Origin of the sequence: Streptomyces sp. HD (assembly GCF_028369295.1) — a bacterium.
In the GTDB taxonomy this organism is placed as follows: domain Bacteria; phylum Actinomycetota; class Actinomycetes; order Streptomycetales; family Streptomycetaceae; genus Streptomyces.
Genome location: NZ_JAQMYP010000006.1, coordinates 224731 through 250198, shown reverse-complemented (window position 1 = coordinate 250198; position 25468 = coordinate 224731). Strand labels below are relative to the sequence as shown.

17 protein-coding genes and 4 pseudogenes are annotated in these 25468 nt (G+C 70.0%); 15 read left to right on the top strand and 6 right to left on the bottom strand.

Features of this window, described 5'->3' with window-relative positions:
- Positions 1-72: 72 nt before the first annotated feature.
- Both tgmA and POF73_RS08790 read left to right on the top strand, forming a co-directional pair.
- Entirely contained in the window at positions 73-264 is a 192-nt protein-coding gene (gene tgmA, locus POF73_RS08795) for a putative ATP-grasp-modified RiPP (protein WP_272113966.1), read from the top strand.
- Positions 265-277: 13 nt separating this feature from the next.
- Positions 278-1234 (top strand): MvdC/MvdD family ATP grasp protein, encoded by a 957-nt coding sequence (locus tag POF73_RS08790; protein WP_272113965.1) that lies wholly within the window; start codon positions 278-280, stop codon positions 1232-1234.
- 18 nt (positions 1235-1252) lie between these two features.
- On the opposite strand, the pseudogene POF73_RS08785 reads toward POF73_RS08790, so the two are convergent.
- From POF73_RS08785 to POF73_RS08760, 6 genes and pseudogenes are all read right to left on the bottom strand, one after another.
- Positions 1253-1869 (bottom strand): annotated as a pseudogene (locus tag POF73_RS08785) (sugar phosphate isomerase/epimerase family protein); the annotation flags it as partial.
- Position 1870: 1 nt separating this feature from the next.
- Positions 1871-2518 (bottom strand): annotated as a pseudogene (locus tag POF73_RS08780) (MFS transporter); the annotation flags it as partial.
- 16 nt (positions 2519-2534) lie between these two features.
- Positions 2535-2810, bottom strand: a pseudogene (locus POF73_RS08775) (2-keto-myo-inositol dehydratase); the annotation flags it as partial.
- Positions 2811-3114: 304 nt separating this feature from the next.
- Positions 3115-4722: a C40 family peptidase gene (locus tag POF73_RS08770; protein WP_272113964.1), complete on the bottom strand. Its 1608-nt coding sequence runs from the start codon at positions 4720-4722 to the stop codon at positions 3115-3117.
- Positions 4723-5126: 404 nt separating this feature from the next.
- Positions 5127-6185 (bottom strand): NAD-dependent epimerase/dehydratase family protein, encoded by a 1059-nt coding sequence (locus POF73_RS08765; protein ID WP_272113963.1) that lies wholly within the window; start codon positions 6183-6185, stop codon positions 5127-5129.
- Between the two features lie 134 nt (positions 6186-6319).
- Positions 6320-6865 (bottom strand): annotated as a pseudogene (locus tag POF73_RS08760) (amidohydrolase family protein); the annotation flags it as partial.
- Positions 6866-7542: 677 nt separating this feature from the next.
- Between POF73_RS08760 and POF73_RS08755 the strand changes: the two are divergent.
- From POF73_RS08755 to POF73_RS08695, 13 genes are read left to right on the top strand one after another with little or no spacing between them, the layout of a single operon-like run.
- Positions 7543-9408, top strand: a complete 1866-nt coding sequence (locus tag POF73_RS08755; RefSeq protein ID WP_272113962.1) for a phage tail sheath subtilisin-like domain-containing protein — start codon at positions 7543-7545, stop codon at positions 9406-9408.
- Between the two features lie 33 nt (positions 9409-9441).
- Positions 9442-9966, top strand: a complete 525-nt coding sequence (locus tag POF73_RS08750; RefSeq protein WP_004003113.1) for a phage tail protein — start codon at positions 9442-9444, stop codon at positions 9964-9966.
- 33 nt (positions 9967-9999) lie between these two features.
- Positions 10000-10848, top strand: coding sequence for a hypothetical protein (locus POF73_RS08745; RefSeq protein ID WP_272113961.1), 849 nt, complete (start codon positions 10000-10002; stop codon positions 10846-10848).
- On the top strand, positions 10841-11584 hold the full coding sequence (locus POF73_RS08740) for a hypothetical protein (RefSeq protein ID WP_272113960.1): 744 nt from the start codon (positions 10841-10843) through the stop codon (positions 11582-11584). Before POF73_RS08745 ends, POF73_RS08740 begins: the two co-directional genes overlap by 8 nt.
- A gap of 33 nt (positions 11585-11617) precedes the next feature.
- Positions 11618-12556 (top strand): DUF4255 domain-containing protein, encoded by a 939-nt coding sequence (locus tag POF73_RS08735; RefSeq protein ID WP_272113959.1) that lies wholly within the window; start codon positions 11618-11620, stop codon positions 12554-12556.
- 33 nt (positions 12557-12589) lie between these two features.
- On the top strand, positions 12590-14665 hold the full coding sequence (locus POF73_RS08730; protein WP_272113958.1) for an ATP-binding protein: 2076 nt from the start codon (positions 12590-12592) through the stop codon (positions 14663-14665).
- Positions 14666-14670: 5 nt separating this feature from the next.
- Positions 14671-14970 carry a hypothetical protein gene (locus tag POF73_RS08725; protein ID WP_272114004.1) on the top strand — a complete coding sequence of 100 codons (300 nt, stop codon included), beginning with the start codon at positions 14671-14673 and terminating at the stop codon, positions 14968-14970.
- The gene (locus tag POF73_RS08720; protein ID WP_272113957.1) at positions 14967-21818 is read left to right on the top strand and encodes an eCIS core domain-containing protein; all 6852 of its coding nucleotides are present in this window, start codon (positions 14967-14969) and stop codon (positions 21816-21818) included. The genes POF73_RS08725 and POF73_RS08720 overlap by 4 nt, the downstream gene beginning before the upstream one ends.
- A complete protein-coding gene (locus POF73_RS08715) occupies positions 21811-22614 on the top strand; it encodes a hypothetical protein (protein ID WP_272113956.1) in 804 nt (267 codons plus the stop codon). Before POF73_RS08720 ends, POF73_RS08715 begins: the two co-directional genes overlap by 8 nt.
- A 33-nt stretch (positions 22615-22647) precedes the next feature.
- On the top strand, positions 22648-23346 hold the full coding sequence (locus POF73_RS08710; RefSeq protein ID WP_272113955.1) for a hypothetical protein: 699 nt from the start codon (positions 22648-22650) through the stop codon (positions 23344-23346).
- A 10-nt stretch (positions 23347-23356) separates the two neighbouring features.
- On the top strand, positions 23357-23743 hold the full coding sequence (locus tag POF73_RS08705; protein ID WP_272113954.1) for a hypothetical protein: 387 nt from the start codon (positions 23357-23359) through the stop codon (positions 23741-23743).
- Positions 23736-24875: a hypothetical protein gene (locus tag POF73_RS08700; protein ID WP_272113953.1), complete on the top strand. Its 1140-nt coding sequence runs from the start codon at positions 23736-23738 to the stop codon at positions 24873-24875. Before POF73_RS08705 ends, POF73_RS08700 begins: the two co-directional genes overlap by 8 nt.
- Positions 24876-24922: 47 nt before the next feature.
- Positions 24923-25459 carry a phage baseplate assembly protein V gene (locus POF73_RS08695; protein ID WP_272113952.1) on the top strand — a complete coding sequence of 179 codons (537 nt, stop codon included), beginning with the start codon at positions 24923-24925 and terminating at the stop codon, positions 25457-25459.
- Positions 25460-25468: the final 9 nt, after the last annotated feature.

The following is a 25468-nucleotide window of genomic DNA, read 5'->3' as shown; positions in this document are numbered from 1 at the left end:
AAAGTGATGAATTCCTTACGCAAGGAACGCGTAAGTGACGGTAGTTCAAGCAACGTGACACGGAGGTTTAAAGTGCAACCGTTCACCCTCAAGTACGCTTTTCCCAAGGGGATTTCTCACGCGGTGACGCCGTATCACTTCGACCCGGCCCGCCAGCTGAACGTGCTGCCCAACGGCCGCCCCGCCGTCAGCGACCCGGACCTTCTGCTCGCCGTCGGCACCACGACGTCCACCGCCGGGTCCGCGACGCACTTCGACGACTGACGACCGGCCGCGAATGAGCGTACTGATCCTCACGTCCGAAGAGGACGTGACCGCCGACATGGTGGTGGCCGCACTGCACGGGACGGGGACGCCCGTGCTGCGGCTGGACCCTGCCGACCTACCGGGCAAGGCCGTGATGTCCGCCGACTACGCGCACGGCGACTTCGACGGCCATCTGTCGGTCAACGGGCATGTGCTCAGCATGGGCGGGCTGCGCTCGGTGTGGGTGCGCCGGCCGGGCGAACCGGCCGCGCACGCCACCGACCGCTCACCCTGGCTGACCGCCGAGACCCGGCAGGCGCTGTACGGGATGCTCCACTCCGCCGCCGCACGGTGGATGAACCATCCGCGCAACGCCGACCAGGCCCGGCTGAAACCCTGGCAGTTGAGGGTCGCCCACCTCAGCGGCTTCGCCGTACCGCCGACCGTGTTCACCACGGCACCGCGGCTGGCCCGGGAGTTCGTCGAGGAGTACCGGGAGGTCGTGGTGAAGTCCGCCTCGGGGCCGCCGTCCGACGGCCCCGCGCTGACCCTGCCCACCACCCTGATCGGCCCCGACGCCGACTTCTCGACGGTCGCGGCCGGGCCCGCGCTGCTCCAGCGGTATGTGCACAAGCGGGCGGACATCCGGCTGACCTGCGTCGGCACCCGTCTGTTCGCCGCGCGCAAGGCCGCCGAACCCGGCCAGGTCGACGGCCGCTACGGCGACACCGGGCACCCCTGGGAGCCGGTCCCGGTGCCCGACCGCATCGGCAAGTCGGTGCACGAGTACGTCACTCTTGCCGGACTGGCGTACGCCGCCTTCGACTTCGCCGAGGACGAGGACGGCATCTGGTGGTTCCTGGAGTGCAACCAGGGCGGCCAGTTCGGCTTCGTCGAGCTGGAGACCGGGCAGCCGATCGCGGCGGAGGTCGCCCTGTGGCTGGCACAGCGCAGGGCGGACCAGCGCCGTCCGCATAATCGCCGGTGAACCCGGCCTCCGTACCGCCTACGCGGCCAGCTCCTTGCGGATGCGGTCCAGCATGAACGCCGACGACTCCTTCGCCCGCTCCTCCCGGGCGAAGACACAGGCCGTGGCCACGCCGTCGAAGTTCAGCTCGCGCAGCGTGCCGAAGAAGGCGTCTCAGTCGACCTCGCCCTGCCCGATGTCCAGGTGATGGTGGATCCGGGCCGGGGTGCCGGGCGGGTTGAGGATGTAGCGCAGGCCGGAGGAACCCTTGTGGTTGAAGGAGTCCGCGATGTGCACGTGCCGGAGCTTGTCACCGGCGTAGCGCATCATCGCCGCGATGTCGGCGCCCACCTCCGAGGCGCCGGACAGGTGGAAGGAGTGCGGGGCGCAGTAGGGGTAGTTCACCCACGGCTTGTTGATCGCACGGACCAGGTCGACGGCGGGGGTGTTCTCCTCGCAGAAGTCGTCCGGGTGCGCCTCCAGGTTCACAGCGATGCTTCGCGCTCGAACACCGGGAGCAGTTCCTCCAGCGAGCGCCAGAACGCTGCCTCGCTCTCGGCTGCGCGCTCGGGGCGGCCGTTGAACCCGCTGTTCATGAGCGGACATCCGAGGTCGGAGGTGATCTCGATCATCCGCTTCCAGTAGCGGACGGCCGCTGGCGAGCACCGCGTAGGCACGGGCGTCACCGGACGGCAGTACCAGGGAGAAGACGCCGATCAGCAACAGCGCGACGGTGGTGCCCAGCTGACTGACCATCAGCATCGGTCGGCGGTTGACCCGGCCGAGCAGCCAGATGCCGACGAAGGTGGCCAGCACCGAGATCACACCGTTGGCGATGTTGGCGGTCAGCGCGCTGTCCGAGGTGAAACCGGCGTCGGTGAGGATCTGGGTGCCGTAGTACATGATCGTGTTCACGCCGGTGATCTGCTGCACGATCGCGATGCCGAAGCCCACGAACATCAGCTTGCGGATCCACGGCGTGGCCTTCATGTCCCGCCAGCCGCCGAGCTTCTGCCGCTCCTCCTTGACGGCGAGCGCGGACACCTCGGCGAGCTCGGCCTCGGCCCGCTGCCGGGACCTGACCTGCTTCAGCACGTGCAGGGCCTCGGTGAAGCGGGCCTTGGAGGCGAGCCAGCGCGGGCTCTCCGGCATGACCAGCATGCCGAACCACAGCACCACGGCCGGGACCGTGGCGATCACCAGCATCCAGCGCCATACCCCGCCGGACTCCCCGCCCACCCGGGCGATGATCGCGTTGGAGGTGAACGCCAGCAACTGGCCACTGACGATCATGACTTCATTACGTCCATGGGCTGCCTCCTCACCGGCGGTCGAGCGTCTTGAGAACAGGGCGTCGGGTGCCGGTGAGACCGTAGCCGGCCAGGTGCTCGCGGGTGCGTACGGCGATGTGGAGGGGAACCTCGGGGGCGCAGGGGTAGAGGTCCTGCTCCACGATCACGAACAACTCGGCGTCTAGCCGGGCGAGTTCGGCGATCACATCGGCGGGCTCGGGCACGCCCGCGGGCGGCGACACGCACACCCCGCGCTTGACGGCCTCACCGAAGGACAGGTCCTCCGCGCCGACCTGGGCAAGGAGCGGGGTTCTCAGGTGGGGGGAGGTTCACGGGTTCCGCCCGCTGGATTCGGCTGGAGCGCGTTACTAGCGCGCTCTAGTGGCAGGTACTCTGCGGCCGGCCGAGGGGGATGTCAATGGGATTGTCAGGACGTATCGACAAGGGTGAGGTGGGGTGGCTGGGCGTCGCTGCCGGAGGGTCGGAGAGCCCGGGGGTATGGGGAGCGGGGGCGGGTGTCAGGGGAAACGAAAGCCACCCCGCCTCGGGAGGCGGGGTGGCTTGGGGTGGAGTTCGGTGGTGACGCCGGTGGTGGCGCCGGCCGGCGGGTCAGGCGGGGCGTATCACGCTGTGGATCGCGGACTCCCCGGCGTAGTGGATCGACTCCTCGCGTATGACCGCTCCCGGGCCGGGGGCGTGGATCATCATGCCGTTGCCGGAGTAGATGCCGACGTGCCCGACGTGGAAGAGGACCAGGTCACCCGGCTCGATGTAGGTGAGCGCGATTCCGCGCCCGGCGGTCGCCTGCTCCTGCGGGGTGCGGGGGAGCGTGATCCCGGCGGCCTTCCAGGCGGCCTGGGTGAGGCCGGCGCCGTCGTACGAGCCCGGGCCCGCCGTGCCCCAGATGCAGGGCTTGCCGAGCTGGGCACGGGCGAAGTCCAGGGCGCGTACGGCTCGGGTGTCCTGCGGGGTGGTGGAGGTGAAGGCAGTGCTCGGGGCGGTGGAGGTGAAGGCGGTGCTCGGGGCGACGGGCCGACTCGTGTCGAGCACGCTCGTGTCGAGGGCGTGGCTTGTGTCGAGCGGCCGGCTCACATCGACGGCTTGGCTCGTGTACAGCGGCTGGCTCGTGTCGAGGGCGTGGCTCGTGTCGAGCGGTCGGCTCGTGTCGAGGGCCATGCTCGTGACGGCGGATGCCGGGGTGTCGGCGGGCCCGGTCGCGGTACCGGTCCAGCCTGCTGTGGCCGCCCAGGCCGCCGTGTAGGCCGGGACCGGGGTCAGGTCGGCCGGTCCCATGTCCTGCAGCGCCTCCCACCGTGTCTCGGCCGAGGGCTGGGTCGGGGTGGGCGGGTTCATGGGGGCGTCGAGCGCGGTGAGCGTCGTGCTCTGCTGCCCGGTGTACGCGGCGAGCAGGTCGCGGGCCCGGCCGAGCTTGCGCTGGTTCTGCTCCTTGGTCGTCCGCAGGGAGGATCGCTGCTGCGGATCGCCTGTTGAACCGGCTGTCGACCCGGCCGCCGTGGGTTCGGCGGTCAGGGTGGGCAGGGCGAGGGCGGTCTGCGCGCTCGGGTCGCTCGGGGCGCTCAGGGTGGTCTGTGTGCTCTGCGTGCTCTGTGTACTCCTGGAGCCCCAGCTGATCTGCTGCTGTGCCTCCGGGGTGGCGACGGGACCGGCGGCCAGTTCCGCGACGGGTGTCGTTGCCGTTGTCGTGGCCGGAGCGGCCGGCAGCTCGGCGATCGGCGGGGCGGGAAGCTCCAGTGCGGCCCGGCCGGGCGCTTCCGGGCCCCGGTCACTGAGGCTCTCCAGCCCGCGCTCCGCCGGGCGTGCGGGCCGTGTCCCGGTGGAGCGGTCCGGCATTCTGGCGCCCGGCAGTGTGGCCGGGACGGTCGGGCCCAGCTTCGAGCGGGCCGCGTCGAACCACTGCCGGGTGACGTTGTCGAGGGCGGGATCGCTGCGCCTGCCGTCATCCGCGCGGCCCGCGGCGCCGTACCCGCGTCCGGTCCCCGTCGGCCGGTCGGCGCGCTTGCGGGGTCCCGTGGCCGACGCGCGGGTGGCGTTGAAGGTCCCGGTGTCGGACTCGGCCTGGTCGTAGAGGGAACTGACCCGTCGGCTGACCTCCTCGCGGCTCGGCGCGTCGTCCCCCGCGGAGGGGGCCGCGTTGGCCGTCTGGGCGAGCAGGGCAACTGAGGTGAGGGCCGCCGATGCGAGTGCGGAATTGCGCATGCCGGGGAGGCTCAATGCCCCCGGACGCGCGGTGCGTTCCGGCGCCATGGGCGACGTACTCCTTCCGTACTCCGCCTACCGGGTTAGCGGTGGGGGTCCCCCAGGCCGTCCAGGCCCTGGGGGAGGGTTCGGGCGGTCGGTCCGGAAGGTTTGCCCTACGGCCCTTGCCCCGAAAGGCGGTTGGGCCGATTCACCCCAAGTTCGGTTGGGTCCCCTGCTCCAGTGGCCCGTACAGGCGCACCGGACTCGGCGGAGGCCGCGCGTCCCGGCGGGGATCGCCGGAGGTCGTCGTGCGGCCTGAGGCGTAACTTAGCCAACTTGTGTGACTCGCGTGAAGGTTGACGTGTGAAATGTCCGATACGTTTTTGTGACCTTCGACGCTCGGGGCGGGATGAGGGCCGGACTCACTGCGCGGTGCGTCGGCTCCGCCACGCCTCGTAGTGATCCAGGACCGTCCGCTCGATCGGGCGGTAGGTGATGCCGAGTTCGCTCACGCTCCGGCTGTTGTCGACCGGGAAGCGGATGCCGAGGTGCGCCCGGATGTAGTCCTGGGTCAGTCCGAAGGCCGGTCCCAGGACGCGTACCGGCCAGTGCGGGAGCGCGGTGCGCGGCAGACGGAGGTCGCGGGGACGGCGGCTCCGGATGATGCGGGACATCTCGTGGAAGGACGTCATCGTCGGAGCGGCGAGGATGTAACGGCCCTTCGCGTCCGGGTTCTCCGCCGCCGCGATGTGCGCGTCGGCCACCTCGCGTACGTCGACCGTGGTGAAGCTGAAGTCCGGGGCGCCGTAGAAGAAGTAGCCCTTGAACAGCTCCTCCAGCAGGAACAGGCTGCCGGACTCCGAGGCGGGGGTCAGGGAGGGGCCCAGGATCAGGCCGGGGTTGACCGACACCATCCGCCAGCGGCCCTGGGCTGCCTCCGCGTCCCAGGCCTCCCGCTCCGCGACCGTCTTGGCGTAGTGGTACGGGTTGTTCTCCACCGTGCTGGTGGTGTTGAAGTACCGCTCCGACAGCACGCCGTCGTCCATGGCCAGGACGTCCGCGTAGTCGCCGAAGATCGCTCCCACGGTGGAGGTGAGGACGAGCCTTTCCACCGTGGGCGTCCGCTCGATCGCCGCCAGCACGTTGCGGGTGCCGAGCAGGGCCGGGTCGACCATCTCCCGACGGCCGTCCTTGATCTTCTCCGGCATACGGAACGGCGACGCCACATGGAACACCGTCCGGCACCCGCTCATCGCCTCGTCGAAAGAGCCCTCGGCCAGCAAGTCCGCCTCGAACAGCGACAGTTGCCCGGGATGCGCCTCCTGCATCGCCCGCAGGGGCCGCAGTTTGGCCGTGGCCGCCGTGCTCCGCACGGTGGCGTGGACCGGGTAGCCGCGCTCCAGCAGCCGTTTCACCAGATGACTGCCCACGAACCCGCTGCCGCCGGTCACCAACGCGGCCGTCGACCGGTCTGCGCTCACCCTCAACTCCTTCGCCCGCGTGGAAGCCGGTCGATCACGGTAGCGGCGTTCCCCGGGCGGGGCCATGTGCGCGGGAGATCATGTGTGCGTGGGGCCACGTGCGCGCGGGGTTGTGTGTGCAGGAGCCCAATCCCTCAGCCTTCGTACACGATCCGCCCGTCGAACACCGTCATCACCACCTCGGCGTCCGTGATCGCGTGCGGATCCAGGTCGAGTAGCGGACGGTCCAGGACGCACAGGTCGGCGACCTTGCCGACCTCGACGGACCCCTTCCACTCCTCGGCGAAGTCCTGCCGGGCCGGGTTGACCGTGTACGCGCGCAGCGCCTCGGCCAGGTCCACGCACTGCTCCGGGCCGCTCTGCCGGCCGCTGGCCTTGGCCTAACGGAGCATCATCGCGGCCACGCCCTGCCGCCAGTCGGGTGCGGTGATCGGTGCGTCGGAGCTGGCGCAGACCGCGACTCCGGCCTCGACGGCGGAGCGCACCGGCCACTGGTAGGCGGAACGTTCGGCGCCGATGACCTCGTCCATCAGGTCGGAGATCGTCCACTTGATGGCCGGGTTCATGTTGACGCCGTAGCCGTGCGCGGCGAGCTCGGCGAGGCTGTCGGCGCCGATGAAGTCGCCGTGGATGACGTAGTGCCGGGCGTCCGGGTGGGGCGCTGCCGCGTTCGCGGCGACGAGCAGGGCGGTGGCCGGGCGGCGGCGTCGTCAGTGATCCCGCATGGGCACACTCCGTTGGATCTGGAGTGCATATACATGAACGTGCTTCACGCGTCTAAATGATCGGCCAAGCTGCGAATCGTCCCAGTCGCATGTCAAGACATGGCGGTGAGATTTCGCCGGCCTCACAACGGGCGACCGGCAAGGGTGGGTTCTCGTCACCCATGGAAAACCGGCCACGGCATGTTGTGTGCGACTCAGGGAGGTCGCACAGTCGTGCGACCAGTCGAACGATGCATGGCAAGCGCTTCCATCGCGGCTCGCGGCTCCTGCGGTACGCCACGGGGACACCCCTGTGCAGAATCCGTGAACCAGCCGCCCGGGGCGCGCAGACGGGATGTGCGGATGCCGAGAGGGGGCCTTCACCAAACCCCCTCCCTGGGTGGCCTGAAGGCGCCTTGCTCGGTCAACTTCGAACACATCAAGGTGGGTTGAGCACTTGAGCATCAGGAGTCACAAGCGCGCTGCTTGAACCGTGTGGCCGATCGCCCACGGTGATGACGGGGGAACTGGTGCGGTGCACGTGGACGGTGTCGCCCTTGTGGGTGGCGTTTTCGTGCTCCGGTCGGGAATGCCTCCCTCTGCCATCTCTTGGTGCCTTTGTCCGGTACCCGAGACAGGGAGTAGGAGGGGGAATGCCGATGAGCGCGGTCAGCGCCGCAAGGCCGACGTATCCCGGTGTCTACGTAGAAGAGCTTCCCAGCAGCACCCGCACGATCTCGACCCTGACCACGTCCGTGACCGCCTTTGTGGGGCACACCCGACGGGGTCCGCTCAACGAGCCGGTACGCGTCACCAGCTTCGCGGAGTTCGAGCGCCGCTTCGGCGGCCTCAGCGCGCAGAGCGCCGTCGGCTACGCGGTCCACCAGTTCTTCGGCAACGGCGGCACCGTCGCGGTGATCGTCCGGGTCGCCAAGGCCGGCAGCGGCAAGGCCGCCTGCGTCACCCTCAAGTCGACCGAGGGCCACAGCGAGGGCCCGGTCCTCGAAGTGCACGCCAAGGAGCCCGGCGTCTGGGGCAACGGCCTGCGCGTCGCCGTCGACCACGACACCCCGTGCCCCGACGAGACCTTCAACCTCAGGGTCTACGACGCCAAGGGCGACGCCCGCGAGAGCTTCACCGGCCTGTCCATGGACCCCGCGAACGGCCGCTACGCGCAGACCGTGATCAACACGGGCTCCCGGCTCATCCGCGTCGAGGCCGTCGGCGAGGGCCGCCCCGACCCGTCCGGCACCGTCTCCAAGCCGTTCGGCGACGAACTCCCCAACCTCGAAGTGGACCTGACCGTCAAGATCGGCGAGGTGGAGCGCGAGTTCACGCTCTACGACCCCGACTGCGACGGCGAAGCCCCGTGCAGCGTGGCCGAGTTGGCGCTGCTTCTGGAGCGCAAGCTGCGCGCCCTGCCCGACGCGCCCGGCAAGCACGCCTTCGCCGGCGCCGAGGTCACCGCCTTCGGCCGCCGTGTCCAGGTGGTCGCCGGCTCCACCGACCCCGAGGACGTCGTCCGCTTCCTCGGCGAGTGCGCCAACGACCTCGGCCTGGAGGCCTCCGTCAACCCGCCGGTCTTCCCGCTGGAGGGCGGCGAGGACGGCGAGGCACCCGGCCCGCGCGACCTCATCGGATCCGAGGCCGACAAGTCCGGCATCCAGGCACTGCGCGGCATCGCCGACGTCAACCTGCTGGCGCTGCCCGAACTCGCGGCGTACGAGAAGACCGAGGACGCCCTCACCGTCATCTCGGCCGCCCAGCGGCTGTGCGCCGAGCGGCGGATCTTCCTGCTGGTCGACGCGCCGAGCACCTGGGCCAGCGTCGACACCGCACGCGCCGGGCTCGCTGCCTTCGACGCCGTGCGGGGCAACCACGCGGGCCTGTACTTCCCGCACCTCCAGCTCACCGACCCGCTCACGGGTCGGCTGCGTTCCTTCCCGCCGTCCGGCGCGGTCGCCGGCGTCATCGCCCGCACCGACTCCGAGCGCGGCGTGTGGAAGGCCCCGGCCGGCACCGAGGCGCGGCTCGCGGGCGTGCACTCGCTCACCGTCAACCTCACCGACCGTGAGGCCGGTCTGCTCAACCCGCTCGGCGTCAACTGCCTGCGCACCTTCCCGGTCACCGGCCCGGTCGTCTGGGGCGCCCGCACGCTGGAGGGCTCCGACGCCCTCGACAGCGAGTGGAAGTACGTCCCCGTACGACGGCTCGCGCTGCACGTCGAGGAGAGCCTCCAGCGCGGCCTGCAGTGGGTCGTGTTCGAGCCCAACGACGAGAACCTGTGGCAGCAGATCCGGCTCGCCGCCTCCTCGTATCTGCACACCCTCTTCCGTCAGGGCGCCTTCAAGGGCGGCACCCCGCGCGAGGCGTACTTCGTCAAGTGCGACGGCGACACGACGACCGCCGAGGACATCGAGAACGGCATCGTCAACGTCCTGGTCGGCATCGCACCGGTCCGGCCGGCGGAGTTCGTGATCGTCAAAATCCAGCAGACGTCCGGGCAGTTCGCGCTCTAGGCGCGGGGAATCGTGGAGAACTGAAGGAATCCGATGGCTGAGTTCACGGTCAACGCGCATCGCTTCGACCCCTACAAGAACTTCAAGTTCCTGGTCCTGTGGGACGGTCGGACGGTCGCGGGCATCAGCAAGATCAGTCCGCTGAAGCGGACGACGGAAGTCGTCAAGCACCGGCACGGAGGCGACCCCTCGTCGCCCCGCAAGTCGCCGGGCCGCTCCGAGTTCGAGGGCATCACCCTGGAACGCGGCGTCACCCACGACCCCGAGTTCGACCGCTGGGCCAACAAGGTCTGGCAGGTCGGCGCGGGCCTCGGCTCCGAGGTGTCCCTCGCCGACTTCCGCAAGGACATAGTGATCCAGGTCCTCAACGAGGCCGGCCAGGTCGCCGTCTCCCACAAGCTCTACCGGACCTGGCCCAGCGAGTACCAGGTCCTCGGTGAACTGGACGCCAACGCCAACGCGGTGGCCATCCAGTCGCTGAAGCTGGAGTGCGAGGGCTGGGAGCGGGACTACGAGGTTCCCGAGCCGGAGGAGCCGTCGTTCCTCAACCCGGCGTGATCTAGGACCGGTTGAGGGAAGCGGGGGGAGACGATGGCGATCACCGGGGCGGCCGAACTGCTGGCCACCTGGGAGGCGGGCCTCGCCGAAGCACCGTCCGGGCGCGCTCTGCTGCTGCACCGCACGGCGCGCCCGGACGTCGACGGCGCGGCCCTGCCGGTGCTGCCGGTGGGGGAGCGCGAGTCCGACCTGTTCGCGCTGCGCCGCGCCCTGTTCGGAGAGCGGATGCAGGTGCGGCTGGGCTGCCAGGCGTGCGGGGAGGACATGGAGTTCGACCTGGACGCCGGGGAGTTCGCACGGTCGCTGGGCGGGCGGGGCGGTTCGGTGGATCCGATGGACGGGGGCGACTCGTCCGCCGGGACTGTCGGGCAGGCCGGGCCCGCCGGGTCTGGCCGGTCTGTCGGATCGGCCGGGTCTGGCCGGTCCGTCGGGTCGGCCGGGTCCGTCGTACGGGTCCAACAAGGCGGCTGGGACGTCGAGTTCCGGCTGCCCGGTGTCGCCGACCTGACTGCGGCGGCACGGGCGGCAGACCCGCGTATGGCCCTGCTCGCCCGCTGCCTGGTCTCGGCGACGCGCGACGGTGCCGCCGTCGGCGCCGGTGACCTGCCCGTGCCGGTCCAGCGCCGGATCGCCGAGGCCGTCGAGGCTGCCGACCCGGGGGCCGACGTGACACTCAACATCGCCTGCCCCGAGTGCGGTGCGGCCACCCGGGCCGAGCTCGACATCGCCTCCTACCTGTGGACCGAACTGGACGCCTGGGCACGGGACCTGCTGCTCGACGTCCATCTGCTCGCCACCTCGTACGGCTGGAGCGAGCCGGAGATCCTGGCGCTCAGCCCGCTGCGGCGCCGCTACTACCTGGAGCTGTGTGCGGATGTCTGACACCGACGGGGCACCGGTGCCCGACTTCCTCGACCGGCTGATCGCCCGGCACGCCCCGGCCGCCGCCGGTCCTCGCCCGGACGTGGTGCGGGTACGTCCACGGCTGCCCGGCCCGTTCGAACGGGTGGAGGCGGTACGGGCCACGGCGGCCGAACCGGACGACGGCACCGACCTGCTGTGGCCTTCCACCACGCCCTCCGACACCCGGCAGACGGCGGAGCCGCGTCCCGTGCAGCCCGCCGCCCGGCTGCACACGGAACGTGAACGGACGGTCGTACGCACCGAACACACCCCGGCCGACCCGGCACGGCCCGCCCCGAGGGCCCTGCCCGAAGCACCGCTGCTGCGCCCCGTCGCGCCGGTCACCACGGGCCCGCGCCCGGCGCCCGACGCCGCACAGCGTGCGGTGGGCCGGGGCCGTCCGGAGCGGGGCTCCCCCCAGAGCGCGGCGTCCGTGCCCATCCCCCCGGGTGCGGACGCCGCTACCCCCGCCGCCGTGTCATCCCCCCTGCGGCCCAGCGCCGCGGACACGGCGGCGGCCCGGGACGCCGTGCGACAGGCCGCGGCCCGGCGGCCCGGGAAAGCGCCCGAGCAGGTGGTCCAGGTGCAGATCGGGCGGCTGGAGGTGACGGCGGGACCGGCGCCGTCCGGTGGCGGCAGGCAGCGCACGTCCACGACGGGCCGTTCCGGGGCGACCTTGAGCCTGGCGGAGTACCTGGCGCGAGGGCGGGAGTGACATGACGGACCGAGGAACCGAGGAACCGACTTCATGAGCAACGCACTCGCCATCGCCCATGTCACCCAGGCCCTCGCCCTGCTGCTGGAATCCAACATGGGCCCGGAGTTCGGCGAGGCCGTCAAGGTCGAACCGCGCAAGCCGCCGGCGGAACCGCCGGACCAGCCCACCATCAACGTGTTCCTGTACCAGGTCACGCCCAACACGGCGATGCGCAACAACGACCTGCCGACCCGAGCCTCGGACGGCACGCTGGTCAAACGCCCGGCCGCCGCACTGGACCTGCACTACCTGATCAGCGCGTACGGCGACGAGACGGAGCTGGTCGGGCAGCGGCTGATCGGCGCCGTCGTGCGCACCCTGCACGAGATCCCGATCCTGCCGAAGGACGTCATCGAACAGGCCGGTGAGAAGCCGTATCTGACGGGCAGCGACCTCGCGGAGGCGGCACAGCGCGTGAGGTTCTCGCCGACGGTGATGGACATCGACGAGACGTCGAAGCTGTGGGGGATGCTCTACCAGACGCCGTACTCGCTGTCGGTGGTCTACCAGGCGTCCCTGATCTTCATCGAGGGTCGCCAGACACCGGTACCGGCGAAGCCCGTGGAACGGCCGGAGGTACGGGTACTGCCGTTCGGGGCGCCTGGAGCGCCGGTTCCGCCGGGGGCGGGAACCGGGCCGGAGGCAGTGACCGACGGGGCATCAGTGAACGGCTCGGGCAGGGCGGTTGACGCGTCATCGGCCGTACGGGAACCCCAGCCGCCCACGAAGGCCGTCGCCAGGACGCAGGCGAAGGCGCCCGCCAAGTCGGCGTCCACTCCGGCCAAGTCCGCGGCCAAGACCCCCGGCAAGTCGCCCACCAAGGCTCCGGCGCGCGGCCGTAAGACGGCACAGACGGGCAAACCGGCGAAGCCGGGCGGGCCCGAGCGTGGCGCGCAGGCGGACGGTGGGGCCGAAGGCAACGAGAGCTGAGGCGGCATGGGGACCACGGGGGCAGGTGAAGACATGGGGACGAACCAGCCGGGCACGGCGGGCACAGGCGCGGGTACGGGCACGAGCACGGCGGGTGCTTCGGCGACGCCGGGCGGACGCGACGTGGGCGTGACGCTGACCGAGGAGATACGGCGTGTCCTGTCCCGCATCGACGCCCACGCGGCCGGTGCCGGTCAGTCCGACGCCCTGCAGTCCGACGCCCCACAGTCAGGCGCCTCGCGGCCCGGCGCGCCGAGTGCCGCCGGTTCGGCGAGTTCCGCGAGCCCGGCCCCACTGGCCTCTCCCGGCACCGCCCCCCTCGACGCCCTCGTCGGCTGCTTCGGCCTCACCGCCTTCGAACGCGACGTCATCCTCCTCACCGCCGCCGACGAGCTGGACCCCACGACAGCGGCCCGCTGCGCCGCCGCCAGCGGTGACCCGCAGCGGGCGTACCCGACCTTCTCCCTCGCCCTGGCCGCCCTCGCCGAACCGCACTGGAGCGCGCTCACGCCCGTGGCACCGCTGCGCCGCTGGCGGATCGTGGAGCTGGACGACGAATCCCGGCTGACGACCTCCCGACTGCGCCTGGACGAGCGGATTCTGCACTTCCTGCTGGGCTCGCCCTACCTGGACGCCCGGCTGCACGGCCGCCTGCGCCGCACGCCGGTGCCGGAGCAGTTGCCGCCGTCGTACGACGTGGCCGCGAGCCGGGCCGCCGAGGGCTGGACGACGGGGGCGAGCCCGGACGCGCCGCTGCTCGTCGAGGTGACCGGCGGTGATCTGCGCAGCCGGGCCGACATCGCCGCCGCGGCCGCCGCGCGGTCCGGGCTGGGGCTGTACGCCATGGGCGCCGAGGACGTACCGACCGACCCCGCCGAACGCGACCGGCTCGCCCGGCTGTGGCAGCGCGAGGCGATCCTGCTGCCCGCCGCGCTGCTGGTCGAGGTCGGTGATCTGGACCGCGACCAGCGGGCGGCGACGGACGCGTTCCTGGCCGGGGCGGCCGTACCGGTCGTGGTGTCGAGCGAGGACCCGCTGCGCACCGAGCGCGCGCACGGCGCACGGGTGGTGGTGCCGCGTCTGGACGACGAGGAGCAGGTCGACCTGTGGGCGCAGGCGTTCCACCCGGTCGCCGACCTGGACGACGGCGAGCTGCGCTCCCTGGTCGCGCAGTTCCAGCTCCCACCGCACGTCGTACGCTCCGCCGCCACGACCGTACGCCGCCGGCTGCCGTACGAGGACGAGCTGGACGCCGCTCAACTCGCCTGGCGGGCCGGTCTTGAGGAGGCCCGCGTCGGCATGGACGAGCTGGGCCGCCGGATCGAGCCGGAGGCCGGCTGGGACGATCTGGTGCTGCACGAGCGGCAGTTGAACGTGCTGCGCGAGATTGTCGCGCACGTACGGCAGCGGGCCACCGTCCACCAGGAGTGGGGCTTCGCCGGCACTCTGCGCCGCGGCCTCGGAGTCACCGCGATGTTCGCGGGCGGCTCAGGCACCGGCAAGACGCTGGCTGCCGAGGTCATGGCGAGGGAGCTCGGCCTCGACCTGTTCGTCATCGACCTCTCGCAGGTCGTCAGCAAGTACATCGGCGAGACCGAGAAGAACCTGCGCCGTGTCTTCGACGCCGCCGAACGCGGCGGCGCGCTGCTGCTGTTCGACGAGGCCGACGCCCTGTTCGGCAAGCGCAGCGAGGTCAAGGACAGCCACGACCGGTACGCCAACCTGGAGGTCAGCTACCTGCTGATGCGGATGGAGGCCTACCGCGGCCTCGCCATCCTCACCACCAACATGAAGAAGGCACTCGACACCGCCTTCATGCGCCGCATCCGCTTCGTCGTCGACTTCCCCTTCCCGGCCGAGCACGAGCGCGCCGAGATCTGGCGCCGGGTGCTGCCGTCCCGGGCCCCGCTCAAGGGCATCGACCCCGGCCTCCTCGCCCAACTCACCGTCGCGGGCGGCTCGATTCGCAACATCGCGCTGTCCGGAGCCTTCCTCGCGGCCGAGGAGGGCGACCGCCTCCAGATGCGGCACATGCTCGCGGCGGCCCGCACGGAGTATCTGAAGCTGGAGCGTTCCCTGACGCCGACGGAGGTCCGTGGATGGGTGTGACGCGGATGGGTGTGAACACGAACGCTCACGACGAGGCTCCCCGCGAGATCCGTGTGGAGATCGGAGAACTGGCCCTTCAGGGCTTCCGGGTCGACCCCGAACGGGTCTCCGCCGCGTTCGAACAGGAGCTGTCGCGTCTGGTCCGCGCGCACGGCGTTCCGCTGGCCGCCGACGGTGCCCTCACCGTCGACGCCCTCACGGGCCTCCCGCCCCTGCCGACCGGGCTGTCCGCCCGCCGCCTCGGCCAGGAGCTGGCCCGCGTCGTGCACGAAGGGCTCAGCGGTCACGGGGAGGTGACGCGATGAGCAACTCCCAAGCGCAGGACGCCCGTTCGGAAAAGACGGCCGAACAGCGCCGCCGCAAGCGCAGGGAACGCGCCGCCCAGTCCCGCACCCCGGAACCCAAGGACATCGTCAGCGGCGCCGGCCAGCCCCTCGACCCCGGCGTGCGCCGGGAGCTGGAGGAACAGCTCGGCCACGACCTCAGCCGCGTACGCCTGCACACCGACCGCGACGCCGGACAGCTGACCGACCTCCTCGGCGCGGACGCGGTCGCGGTCGGCCAGGACATCTTCTTCCGCGCGGGCGCCTTCAAACCGGGCACCGACGAGGGCCGCCGCCTCCTCGCCCACGAGCTCCTGCACACCGTCCAGAACCCGCACGGCCTCGGCACCCTGCGCGCCGGGCGTGAGCTGGGCGCGGTCAGCCTGCCGCAACAGGCGATCGAGCGGGAGGCGGAGTCGACGGCCCAGGATCTCGTAGCGCAGCCGGAGTCCCGGCCGGAGACGGCGGCCGTCGACCAGGACCAGGCCACCCCCGGCTGGCTGCGCTACGCCACCGTCGACGCCGATCGCAACCGCACCGAGGCCATGGACCCGGCGACCCTCGTCGACCGCGTGGCCAACTCCCTCGTACGTTCCCTGCGCGGCGACCCCGAGGACCTGTCCCACCGCACCCGCAAGCAACTCGCCCGACTTCCCGAGGAACTGCTCGACGGCGTCCTCGTACGGCTGGAGAACCGGCTGCTCGCCCCCGAGCACGACCGGGTGCTCGACCTGGTCGACGAGGTCGAGGCGTACGACGACCATGCCGAGGCCCTGGAACGCAACGCGCACGACGCGCCCCAGGTCGAGCCGGACGTCGCGGAACAGGTCCGCACCGAGCGCGAGAACGGGCGCCGGGACGCGGAGGAGCGGAAGGCGGAGGAAGGGCGCCCCGCACTTGCGCCCGGGCCGGAGAAGGAGCGGGCCCACGAGGCCGACGAGGAGGGCGCGGCCGGCAGTACTCCGCAGAACGGTGGTACGCCGGAGCACGGGACGACTCCGCAGGGAGGCGGGGCGCCGCGCGGGACGCAGTCGGGGGCGGGATCGGGTTCGGGGGCGGGGTCGTCCGGTTCGGGATCTGCCGCGGCCTCTCAGTCCGCTGGGGGAGGGGCCGGGCAGGCGGCGTCGGCGCCCGCTCAGAAGGACCAAAAGGAACAGTCCCCGGCTTCCCCGGCCTCCTCGGCCTCCGGCGGGAAGCCGCAGGGCGGGCAGCCGGGCGGCGAGAAGAAGTCCCAGGACTCGGGGGGAGGCAAGGAGAAGGCCGGCAAGGAGGCCACCGAGCAGGAGCAGGCGCCCGCCGCGAGCAAGGAGGAGTCCGCGGCGAAGAACCGGCCGGGCGCGGCCGAGGCCATGGTGGCGGGCCAACAGCTGAAGCAGCAGGACAAGCGGGGCCAGGAGAAGCCCAAGGGCGCACCGGCCGCCTCCGGCAAGGACACCCAACTGCCGGGCAGGTTCAGCACGTTGGAGGGGAAGCGCAACCAGGACGTCGAGGGGCTGGACGAGCAGTCCGAGGAGGATCCCTTCGGCGCAGGCAGCGATTCGGAGGTCGAGGTCGGCGGCGAGGAGCCGAGCGCCTGGGACATCAAGCTCCAGCCCGAGGACTTCCTGCCGAAGCAGGATCTCGATGTTTCCGGCGTTCCGACGGCCGACGACCTGGATCCGTCCTCGGCCACCGCCCCAGCCGTTCCGTCCTTCCCCGCCCCACCGCCGACCAGGGCCGACGAGGTGCAGGCCCAGCGGGACGCGGAGGACGCCGAGGACGAGGCGGCGGAAGCCGAACCCGAGGACGAGGACCTGGCCGAGGAGACGGATTCGTCGGCGGCGCCGGAGACCGAGGGCGGGCCGCAGAGCGACGGTGGGTTCGGCGGCCTCGCCCTGGAGCAGGCCGCGGCGCCGCTCACGCCGGGCACGGCGTCCCGGGATCCGAAGACGGGCGACGACCCGAAGGTCGGGGCGGTCGCGGCGCAGACGACGGTTCAGGAGGCGCCGGGCAAGACGGACGGGAAGTCCGAGGGCGGCGGCGCGGCCAAGGAGCCGGCGGCCAAGGAGGAGAAGGGCACGGCGGCGGGCGGCGACAAGGCCGCGGCGGCGCCGGAGAAGGAGTCGCAGCAGGCGGCGGGAGGCAGGTCCGCACAGGCCGAGGCCGGGGGAGCGGAAGCCGGGGGCGCCCAAGCCGGAGGCAAGGAGGGCGCGAAGGAGTCGGGGGGCGGTGCCGGTTCGGAGGCCGCCGGCTCGCAGGGCGCGGCTGCAGCGCAGGACCCGGCAGGGGCCGCGGGAGGCACGGGCGGGCCGGGTGGTTCGGGTGCGTCCGGCGGGACTGCTGCCGCAGGAGCCACGGGTGCCACGGGCGGCGCGTCGGAGAGGGCCGCGTCGGACGGCGGGACGCAGGGGAGTGCGCCCGAAGCCAGTGGTCGTACGGAGGCTCCGGCGGCACGTACGGAGGCTCCGGCTGCGGCCGTGGCGCCCAAGTCCGCGCCCGTCGCCCAGGAGTCCGCCGCCGCGCCCGCGCCGAAGGCCGCTCCCCAGGCCAAGGGTGCGCCGGAGACCGCGCCTGCGCCGAAGGCGGCGCCTTCGTCCGGCCGATCCTCGGGCGGTGGCGGTGGCGGTGGTGGTGGTGGTGGCGGTGGGGCGGCCGCCCCGGCCCGTGGAAAGGGCAAGAAGGACTCCGGCCCGGCCCCGAACCTCTCGGGGGTCTCCCCGGAGGCGGGCCTGTCGACCGCCTCGAAACTCAAGCCGCACAAGGCACTTCAGGCCATGGGCGGAGTGGGCGGCGCCGTGGACCGTACGGTCGGCGACGAACACAAGACGCTCGCCTCCAAGCCGCCCTCCATGCAGCGTCCGGCGGGTGCGCCCCAGACCCTGGAGGGCAAGCCGAAGACGGACGCCCCGGCCGAGTACTCGCAGGATGCGGCCGCGGAGGCGCAGCCGCCGGACCAGGAGAACGCCGAGGTCACCGGCGGGAAAGAGCCCGAAGGCCAGATCGAGGCGGAGAAGGCCGAGGAGCCGGGCGGCTGGGACACCTTCAAGATGGCCCTGGGCTTCATCGGCGGCAAGATCGTGAACGGGGTCGCGAGCCTCTTCGGCGCCGACGAACCCGTCGTGGATCCCCAGGAGTTGGCCGCGAAGTTCGCCGGCCTGCCGACCAAGGACGAGGCGCTCAAGAAGGCACAGGCCGGCAACGCGCCGGGCGTCGAGATGCAGGGCGGCGCCGAGCAGGCGTCCGGCGAGCAGGGCGGCAACGTCGACGCCAAGGGTCAGGAGACCATCGGGACGGCTCAGGACGACGCCGGTCGCGGGATGGGCGAGGACCAGGTCTACCCCAACGCTCCCAAGGAGCAGATGTCCGCGAAGGTGCCGGGCCAGGGGGGCGGCGGCGAGGGAGTCGCCGTCAAGGGCGGGGGCGCGACCGGTGCCGTACCGCCGGAGGCGGCGTCCGAGGTGGCGGAGCACGAGCGCGGGCCGCAGTTCCAGGCCGCGTTCAGCGAGGGCCAGAAGGGCGTCTCCGAGGGGCGTCAGGCCAAGGACCGCGACTTCCGTGACTCGCAGGCGAAGCACAAGCAGCAGGTCGACGCCGAGATCAAGACCAATACCGAAACCCAGGCGGGCGAGCGCGACAAGGCGATGGCCGATGTCACCGCGCAGCGCGAGGACTGGCGCACGGAGCAGGACAAGGAGCTCAAGGGCCTCGGCGACAAGAAGACGGACCGGCAGGAGAAGGTCCGCCAGGACGTCAAGGACGAGGAGAAGAAGACAGACGACAAGGTCGACACCGAGAAGGAGGGCAGCGACAAGAAGATCAAGGACAAGGCCGACAACGCGGAGAAGGAGGCGGACCAGAAGAAGAACACCGCTGCCGAGGACTCGGGCAACTGGCTGTCGAAGGCCTTCGACTGGATCAAGCAGAAGGTCATCGAGATCAAGAACGCGATCGTCAAGGTCATCCGTGACGCTCGCGACGCGGTCATCACCTTCATTCGCGACTTCAAGAAGAACGTCGAGGACTGGATCAACGCAGCTCGTAAGGCCATCGTCGACGCGATCAAGAACCTGATCAAGGATCTGATCGAGTTCGCGAAGGCGATGGTGCGGGCCGTCATCGACCTGGCCAAGCGCATCCGGAACCTGATCACATCGCTGATCAATGCGGCCATCGCACTCGTCAACAGGTTGGCCACCGCGCTGAAGCAGGCGATCAGCGACCTGCTGGACGCCATCGGCAAGCTGCTGAGCAGCATCCTGGACATCCTGAAGAAAGCCCTTCTGGATGTCATCAAGGCCATCGTGGACGCGGTGAAGGCGGTCCTGGACTTCGCCGCCGGACTGCTGAACGCCTTGGGCGACTTCATGCTCATCGCCGTCGACTTCCTCTCCGACCCGGGCGGTTGGCTGAGCGGCGCGAAGAACTCCGCGGTGGACGGTGCGAAGAACCACCTGTTCCGGGAGGTCAAGGCTGCCGTCAAGGAATGGTTCCAATCCAAGATCGAGGAGATCATCGGCGTCCCGAAGGCCATCCTCGACAAACTGATCAAGGGCGGCATCACCCTCGAACAGATCGTCAAGGAGACCTGGGACGCCATCGTCCCCCAACTCCCCTTCATCATCGGCGAGATCGTCATCACCAAGGTCATCGCCAAACTCATCCCCGGCGCCGGCTGGGTCATGGCCGTCATCGACGCCATCCGCACAGCCATCGGCGCCCTCGGCGAAATCCTCCGCGCGATGGGCGCGGTCCTCGACTGGCTGAAGGCGGTCCGCAGCGGCGGCGCGGGCATCTTGTTCGCGAAGGCGGTCGCCGCGGGCATCGTCGCCCTGCTCGAACTCGCCTACGAGGCCCTGCTGAGTGGCATCGGCAAGTACGTGGCGAAGATCGGCCGACGCTTCAAGTCCATCGCCGCGAAGCTGGGCGGCAAGGGCAAGGGGGAGAAGCCGGGCGGAGGGAAGAGCGCGGGGGGCGACGGCTCGGACGACAAGGCCGGCGACAAGAAGCCCGAGACCGACCCGATGAAGAAGCCGGGCCCGGACGCGAAGACGCAGACTGCTATGGCCCCGAAGCCGGGGCAGGGCAAGGACGGCGCCGTCCCCGGGAAGCCCAGGACTCCGGGCGACATCAAGAAGCCCACGCCTCCGGCCCCGACCAAGGACAAGAACGGCCGGCCGAAGGACAAGGACGAGAAGCCGGACACCAGGCCGACGGCACCGCCGAAGCCGAAACCGAAGGCGGAACCGCCGGCCAAGCCGAAGTCCGACCCGGACACGAAGCCGAAGCCCTCTGATGACAAGGCATCGGACAAGCCGAGAGACGACAAAGACGCGGGTACGCCCAAGCCGAAGGACGACAAGGACTACACGGGCAAGCCCAAGGATCCCAACGCCAACAAACCGAAGGGCGAAGGTAAGGACGCTCCGGGCAAGTCCGGTCCGAAGGGGGACAAGGACGGCCCAGACACCACCAGGCCTGGAAAGGACGGGCGGGACAAGGACGGCTCTGGCAGTCCGAAGCCGGACAAGACCAAGCCCAAGCCGGACAAGACCAAGCCCAAGCCGGACCGGCGGGGCCCTGGCAAGACCAAGCCCAAGCCTGAGAAGAGCGGTCCCGGCCGGCCCAAGTCCAAAACGGACAAGGGCAAGCAGAAGAAGGACGAGAATTCCAAGGAGTCGAAGGACGAGCGGCTCCGGAAGATCGTGGCGCGCATCCGTCCCAAATTGAAACGGCTGCTGGACAAGGGTCTGCCCGCACCAGTACTGAACGCGACGCTCGCAGCGATGCGCGTTTGGAATCGGCTCACGAGTCTTGCTGCCAAGGGTGAAGAAGACTTCAGTGTTGTCGCGACACTCAATCCCACCGCCATTGCGGCGGAGGGGGAGTTCGAAGTCTTTCCCCTCGGTGCCGAGGACAAGGTGACGCTCCAGTTGCGTGATCGGATCAAGGCTGAAGTGTCTGGAAGCCTTACGCTGGAAGCGATAGTTGAAAAGGTCAAGGTCATCGGAGACAGCGTGCTGGGTGGTGCACAAAGTCATAGTGGTGGCGGAGGCCAGGGGGGTAATCGAGTCGCGCACTCAACGGATTCGAGTGGCCGGCAGGGGGATGGTGGATCTGGAAAGGGAAAGCTTGAGTGGAACCCGGAGGTCGGGCAGTTCAGGAAGAAGGATGCCTGGCTAGAAAGGGCGCCGAACAGCGTCGTTTTGATATATGACAACCCGCGCAACATCCAAGGGAAGGCGGAGAAGACCGCAATCGGTCAGTTTCGGCGCAGGCTGCGGGAAGACGACATGACGGTCGTCGCAAGGCAGGGGAAGCAGACTGCGTACATGGACCGCGGTGGCAGGCAATATGTCAAGAGTGAGTCCGGAAGCTTCGTTCCTCGCGAAGTTGAGCGAAATCTTGCCGAGCGGGACAAACGTCCCAAGCGCGACGGGCTCTCGGCCGAAATGCCTGACCTGGCGGCCACGCCTGGACAGGTGAAGGAGCACGTCCTCGGCCCCCAGTCGGAGTCTGGTGGGGGTCGGCGGGGCAGAAGAAACAGGAGGGACCCGGCGAAGCGGGTGACTCCCTTCTTCTCGACCTCGAAGCTGCCGGTCGGGGAGTTGAGGAACCCGAAGGGTGATCCGCTCGGTGGCCAGTATGGATCGGTCAAAATCGACCTCCTCCATGTGTCGCCAAGTCAGATATTCGACCTCACGAATGCCGCAGACCAGGAGCGTTGGGGGCTCGCGGAACTAGGCAAGGGTGAGCGGCAGGCGCTGCAGGATGTCGTGCGAACTCAGGAGATTTTGATTCACGGGAGCATACCGAAGGAAGCCATCTTGGAGGTGAGAGGACCGCGTGGGTGAAATGACATTTGATTCGTTCTATTGGGCTGCATACGGCACCCAGGACGCCCATCTTGACGAGGTTCGTGCCCGCCTCGCCTCCGGGACGGTTGGGGTCGACGGATTCCTGGAGCTGCTGCAGAGTGACTCGGTCGTCGCTGTCGGGGTAGCTCTTGATCACTATCGGTATGAGCAGTCGCTGACCCGGTTCGGCGGGCCTCATCCGTACGAGGAATATGAGTCGACCGTCCTGGAAGTTGCCCGCCGGGTGCTGACCATGCCGCCCTATCCGCCCAGGGATGCCGGGGATGCCGAGGGTGGCGATGTTGGGCTGAATCACGCTAGCGCTTTGCGTGTCCTGGGAGACCTTGGGGATTCCAGTGACGCAAGCGTCATCTCTGCGGTGCTGAGAGCCGACAACTCTCCTGAGGTGTTCGGTGCCGCTCTTTGGGCGGCCGGTGCCGCATTGCTTGATTCGGACGATGTGGACCCCCCCGATGCCCAACTGGTCGATGTTATTGCGGAAGTCATCTTCGATGAATCCAGGAGGATGAAGGACCGGGTTGACGCACTCCTCGCCTTCAATCACGTGCAGAATGCCGACGTGGGGGAGATCCTGGCCAGGGTCGCTCGCTTGCCGCACAAGGAACTGGAGGTCGAGGCGCTCGCCCTCCTCATTGGCTACTACCTGGATGCCCATCGCTCGACGGTTGAAGAAGTCATAGGTTCCTGGTCATCCCACGATGTCGACGGAATCAGGAAGCAAATTTTGCTGGCATTCGAGGCAGCGAAGAATAGGCGCGGCGAGGATGTCTAGTTCATTGGGCCTGAACGTGAATGGAGTAGGTGCATGACCCGCTACGCCGACATCCCCAAACCCATCCGCTCCGGAATAGTCGTGGTCAACCCCGACACCGGCACCCCCCAGCGGATCATCGTCCTGCAGTTCAACCCGGACACCCTGGAGCGCAGCGTCGCCCCCCAGTCCGCCGGGGACAGCGGCGACGCCGGAGGTGGCGGGGCCGGTAGTGGTGACCGCAACGAGGCGCTTCGCCTCAAGGGTCCTGCCCAGGAGACCTGGAAGTTCACCGCCGAGATCGACGCCACCGACCAGTTCGAGGTCGCCGCGCCCGACGGGATCCACCCGCAGCTCGCGACCCTCGAAATGCTGGTGCAGCCGACCGTCGCGCAACTCCGGGCCGCGAGCAAGCTGTCGCAGAAGGGCGCCATCGAGATCAGTCCGATCGAGATGCCGCTGACGCTGTTCACCTGGGGGAGCAAGCGCGTGATGCCGGTCCGGCTCACCGAACTCTCCGTCAATGAGTCGGCCTTCGACGTGAATCTCAATCCGATCCGCGCCTCCCTCAGCATCGGCATGAAGATCCTCACCGTCAGCGATCTGCCTGCCGGTCACCGGGGTGCAGACCTGTACATGGCCCACCTCGCCCAGAAGGAGCGGCTCGCCGCGGCGGCTCGCGGCGGCAGCCTCGGCTCGATGGGGCTCGGTGGAATCGGCACCGGCACCAATGTCATGACCGGAAGGGGCTGAGGAGACACCCATGGCCGAGATCGAGCCCTACGAGAACGCCCTGGACGCCATCCCGGGTGCGCATCCTTACCCCCGCACCAGCCGGTATCACGACGCCGAGATCGGGATCCATCGGCAGCCCGACGGGACCGAGGTGCGGTACACCAAGCGCCGCCTGCTGCCCCCGCTCGACCCGACCGGCCCCGACAGCGACCTCACCCACCCCCACACCGTCGGCGCCGGCGAGCGCCCCGACCTGCTCGCGCAGCGCTACTTCGGCGATCCGGACCAGTGGTGGCAGATTGCCGACGCCAACCCCGTACTCGATCCACGGGAGTTGACCGACGAAGCCGGGCGCGTCATCGACATCCCGCTCGCCGGCGGGTTCCCGGGCGGCAGGGGTGACCGGCGTGTTTGATCTGCCCGTGGGGCAGGGCCCCGTCCACATCACGCTCCTCATGGGGCCCAAGCTCGCCCGGCCCGTCCCGGCCGAGGTGACCGAGGCCCTGCTGTCCGCCCAGATCACGGCCACGGCGGGGGAGCGGAGCGGGTTCCAGCTCGCCTTTGACCTCACCAAGAACGGGATCATCAGCCGACGGCTGCTGCCGGAAGGGTTCTTCGACCCCAAGACGCGGATCATCGTCACCGTCTCGGTGAAGGGCACGCCCGACGTCCTCTTCGACGGGCTCGTCGTCCGGCACGAGGTCGGCGCCAGCAACCAGCCCGGCCACTCCACCCTCACCGTCACCGGCGAGGACCTCACCCTCCTCATGGACCTGGAGGAGCGCACCGCCCGGTACCCGAACCTCCCGCCCTCCGAGCGGGTGCTCGCCATCCTGCGCCGCTACTCCGACTACGGCATCCGGCCCGACGTCTACAACGAGAAGGTCGCCCAGCCCCCGCACCAGGACCTGCGCGTGCACTACCAGACGCAGACCGACCTGCAGTACGTCACCGAGCTCGCGCGGGCGAACGGCTACACCTTCTATCTGGAGCCAGGGCCCAACCCGGGTCAGTCCTCGGCCCGTTGGGGGCCGGAGCTCCGTCTCGGCATCCGCCAGCACGCCCTAAGCGTCAACATGGACGCCAACTCCACCGTCGACCAGCTGACGTTCGCCTACGACGGCACCGCGCGCGAAGAGCCGCAGGCCCGTTGGCAGAATCCCGAGACCCGGCAGTCCGCCCTGCTGCCGCAGCCGTCCATCAGCCCCCTGCGCCCGCCCCTCGGCAAGCGGCCCACCCCCGCCCTCAAGCGCAGGACGCTGGCCGGCACGGCCAAGCAGCAGCGCGAGCAGGCCGAGGCCGAGCTCCTCGCCCGGGCCGCCGTGTCCGCGGACGTCGTCTCCGGGTCCGGTTCGCTCGACGTCATCCGACACGGCTACATCCTCCAGCCGCGCCAGCTCGTCGGCGTACGCGGCTCGGGACGGGCGTACGACGGCGACTACTTCGTCAAGTCCGTGACGCACAACCTGCGTCCGGGCTCGTACCAACAGAACTTCACCCTCTCCAGGGAGGGCCTGGAAGCGCGCAGCGACTACGTCCGGCCATAACGACACACCCAGCAACTCACGACCCATCGACCAGGAGCACCTCCACCATGGCGGCACCCAGCAATCGCTACCTCGGCAAGTTCCGCGGCCGGGTGGTCAGCAACGACGACCCGCTGCGTATCGGACGTATCACCGTCGAGGTCCCGGACGTCCTCGGCGACGAGCCGTCCACCTGGGCGCTGCCTTGTCTGCCGTTCACCGGGCCGGAGTCGGGGCAGTTCGTGGTGCCGCCGCCGGGCGCGGGTGTGTGGGTGGAGTTCGAGCAGGGGGATCCCAGTTTCCCCGTGTGGACCGGGTGTTGGTACGGCGCCGCCGACGAGCTGCCGCCCGACGCGCGCCGTGAGCTTCAGGCGGGCTCGCCGAACAAGCCCGTCGTCGTGCAGACGCCGCAGGCGCACAAGATCGTCCTGAACGACACGGCGGGTGCGGAGCAGGGGATTCTGCTTCAGGCCCAGGGCGGCGCATACATCCGTATCACCAAGGAGGCCGTGGTCATCGCGACCGGCGCGGGGGCGGAGGTCATTCTGCGTGGCCGTGAAGTGACCATCAACGAGGGCCAGTTGACCGTGCTCTCCAAGCGATAAGAAGGACGG

Coding starts and splice junctions, on each gene's coding strand:
- POF73_RS08790 (WP_272113965.1), top strand. CDS start 278: ATGAGCGTACTGATCCTCACGTCCGAAGAGGACGTGACCGCCGACATG.
- POF73_RS08770 (WP_272113964.1), bottom strand. CDS start 4,722: ATGCGCAATTCCGCACTCGCATCGGCGGCCCTCACCTCAGTTGCCCTG.
- POF73_RS08755 (WP_272113962.1), top strand. CDS start 7,543: ATGCCGATGAGCGCGGTCAGCGCCGCAAGGCCGACGTATCCCGGTGTC.
- POF73_RS08750 (WP_004003113.1), top strand. CDS start 9,442: ATGGCTGAGTTCACGGTCAACGCGCATCGCTTCGACCCCTACAAGAAC.
- POF73_RS08745 (WP_272113961.1), top strand. CDS start 10,000: ATGGCGATCACCGGGGCGGCCGAACTGCTGGCCACCTGGGAGGCGGGC.
- POF73_RS08740 (WP_272113960.1), top strand. CDS start 10,841: ATGTCTGACACCGACGGGGCACCGGTGCCCGACTTCCTCGACCGGCTG.
- POF73_RS08735 (WP_272113959.1), top strand. CDS start 11,618: ATGAGCAACGCACTCGCCATCGCCCATGTCACCCAGGCCCTCGCCCTG.
- POF73_RS08730 (WP_272113958.1), top strand. CDS start 12,590: ATGGGGACGAACCAGCCGGGCACGGCGGGCACAGGCGCGGGTACGGGC.
- POF73_RS08725 (WP_272114004.1), top strand. CDS start 14,671: ATGGGTGTGAACACGAACGCTCACGACGAGGCTCCCCGCGAGATCCGT.
- POF73_RS08720 (WP_272113957.1), top strand. CDS start 14,967: ATGAGCAACTCCCAAGCGCAGGACGCCCGTTCGGAAAAGACGGCCGAA.
- POF73_RS08710 (WP_272113955.1), top strand. CDS start 22,648: ATGACCCGCTACGCCGACATCCCCAAACCCATCCGCTCCGGAATAGTC.
- POF73_RS08705 (WP_272113954.1), top strand. CDS start 23,357: ATGGCCGAGATCGAGCCCTACGAGAACGCCCTGGACGCCATCCCGGGT.
- POF73_RS08695 (WP_272113952.1), top strand. CDS start 24,923: ATGGCGGCACCCAGCAATCGCTACCTCGGCAAGTTCCGCGGCCGGGTG.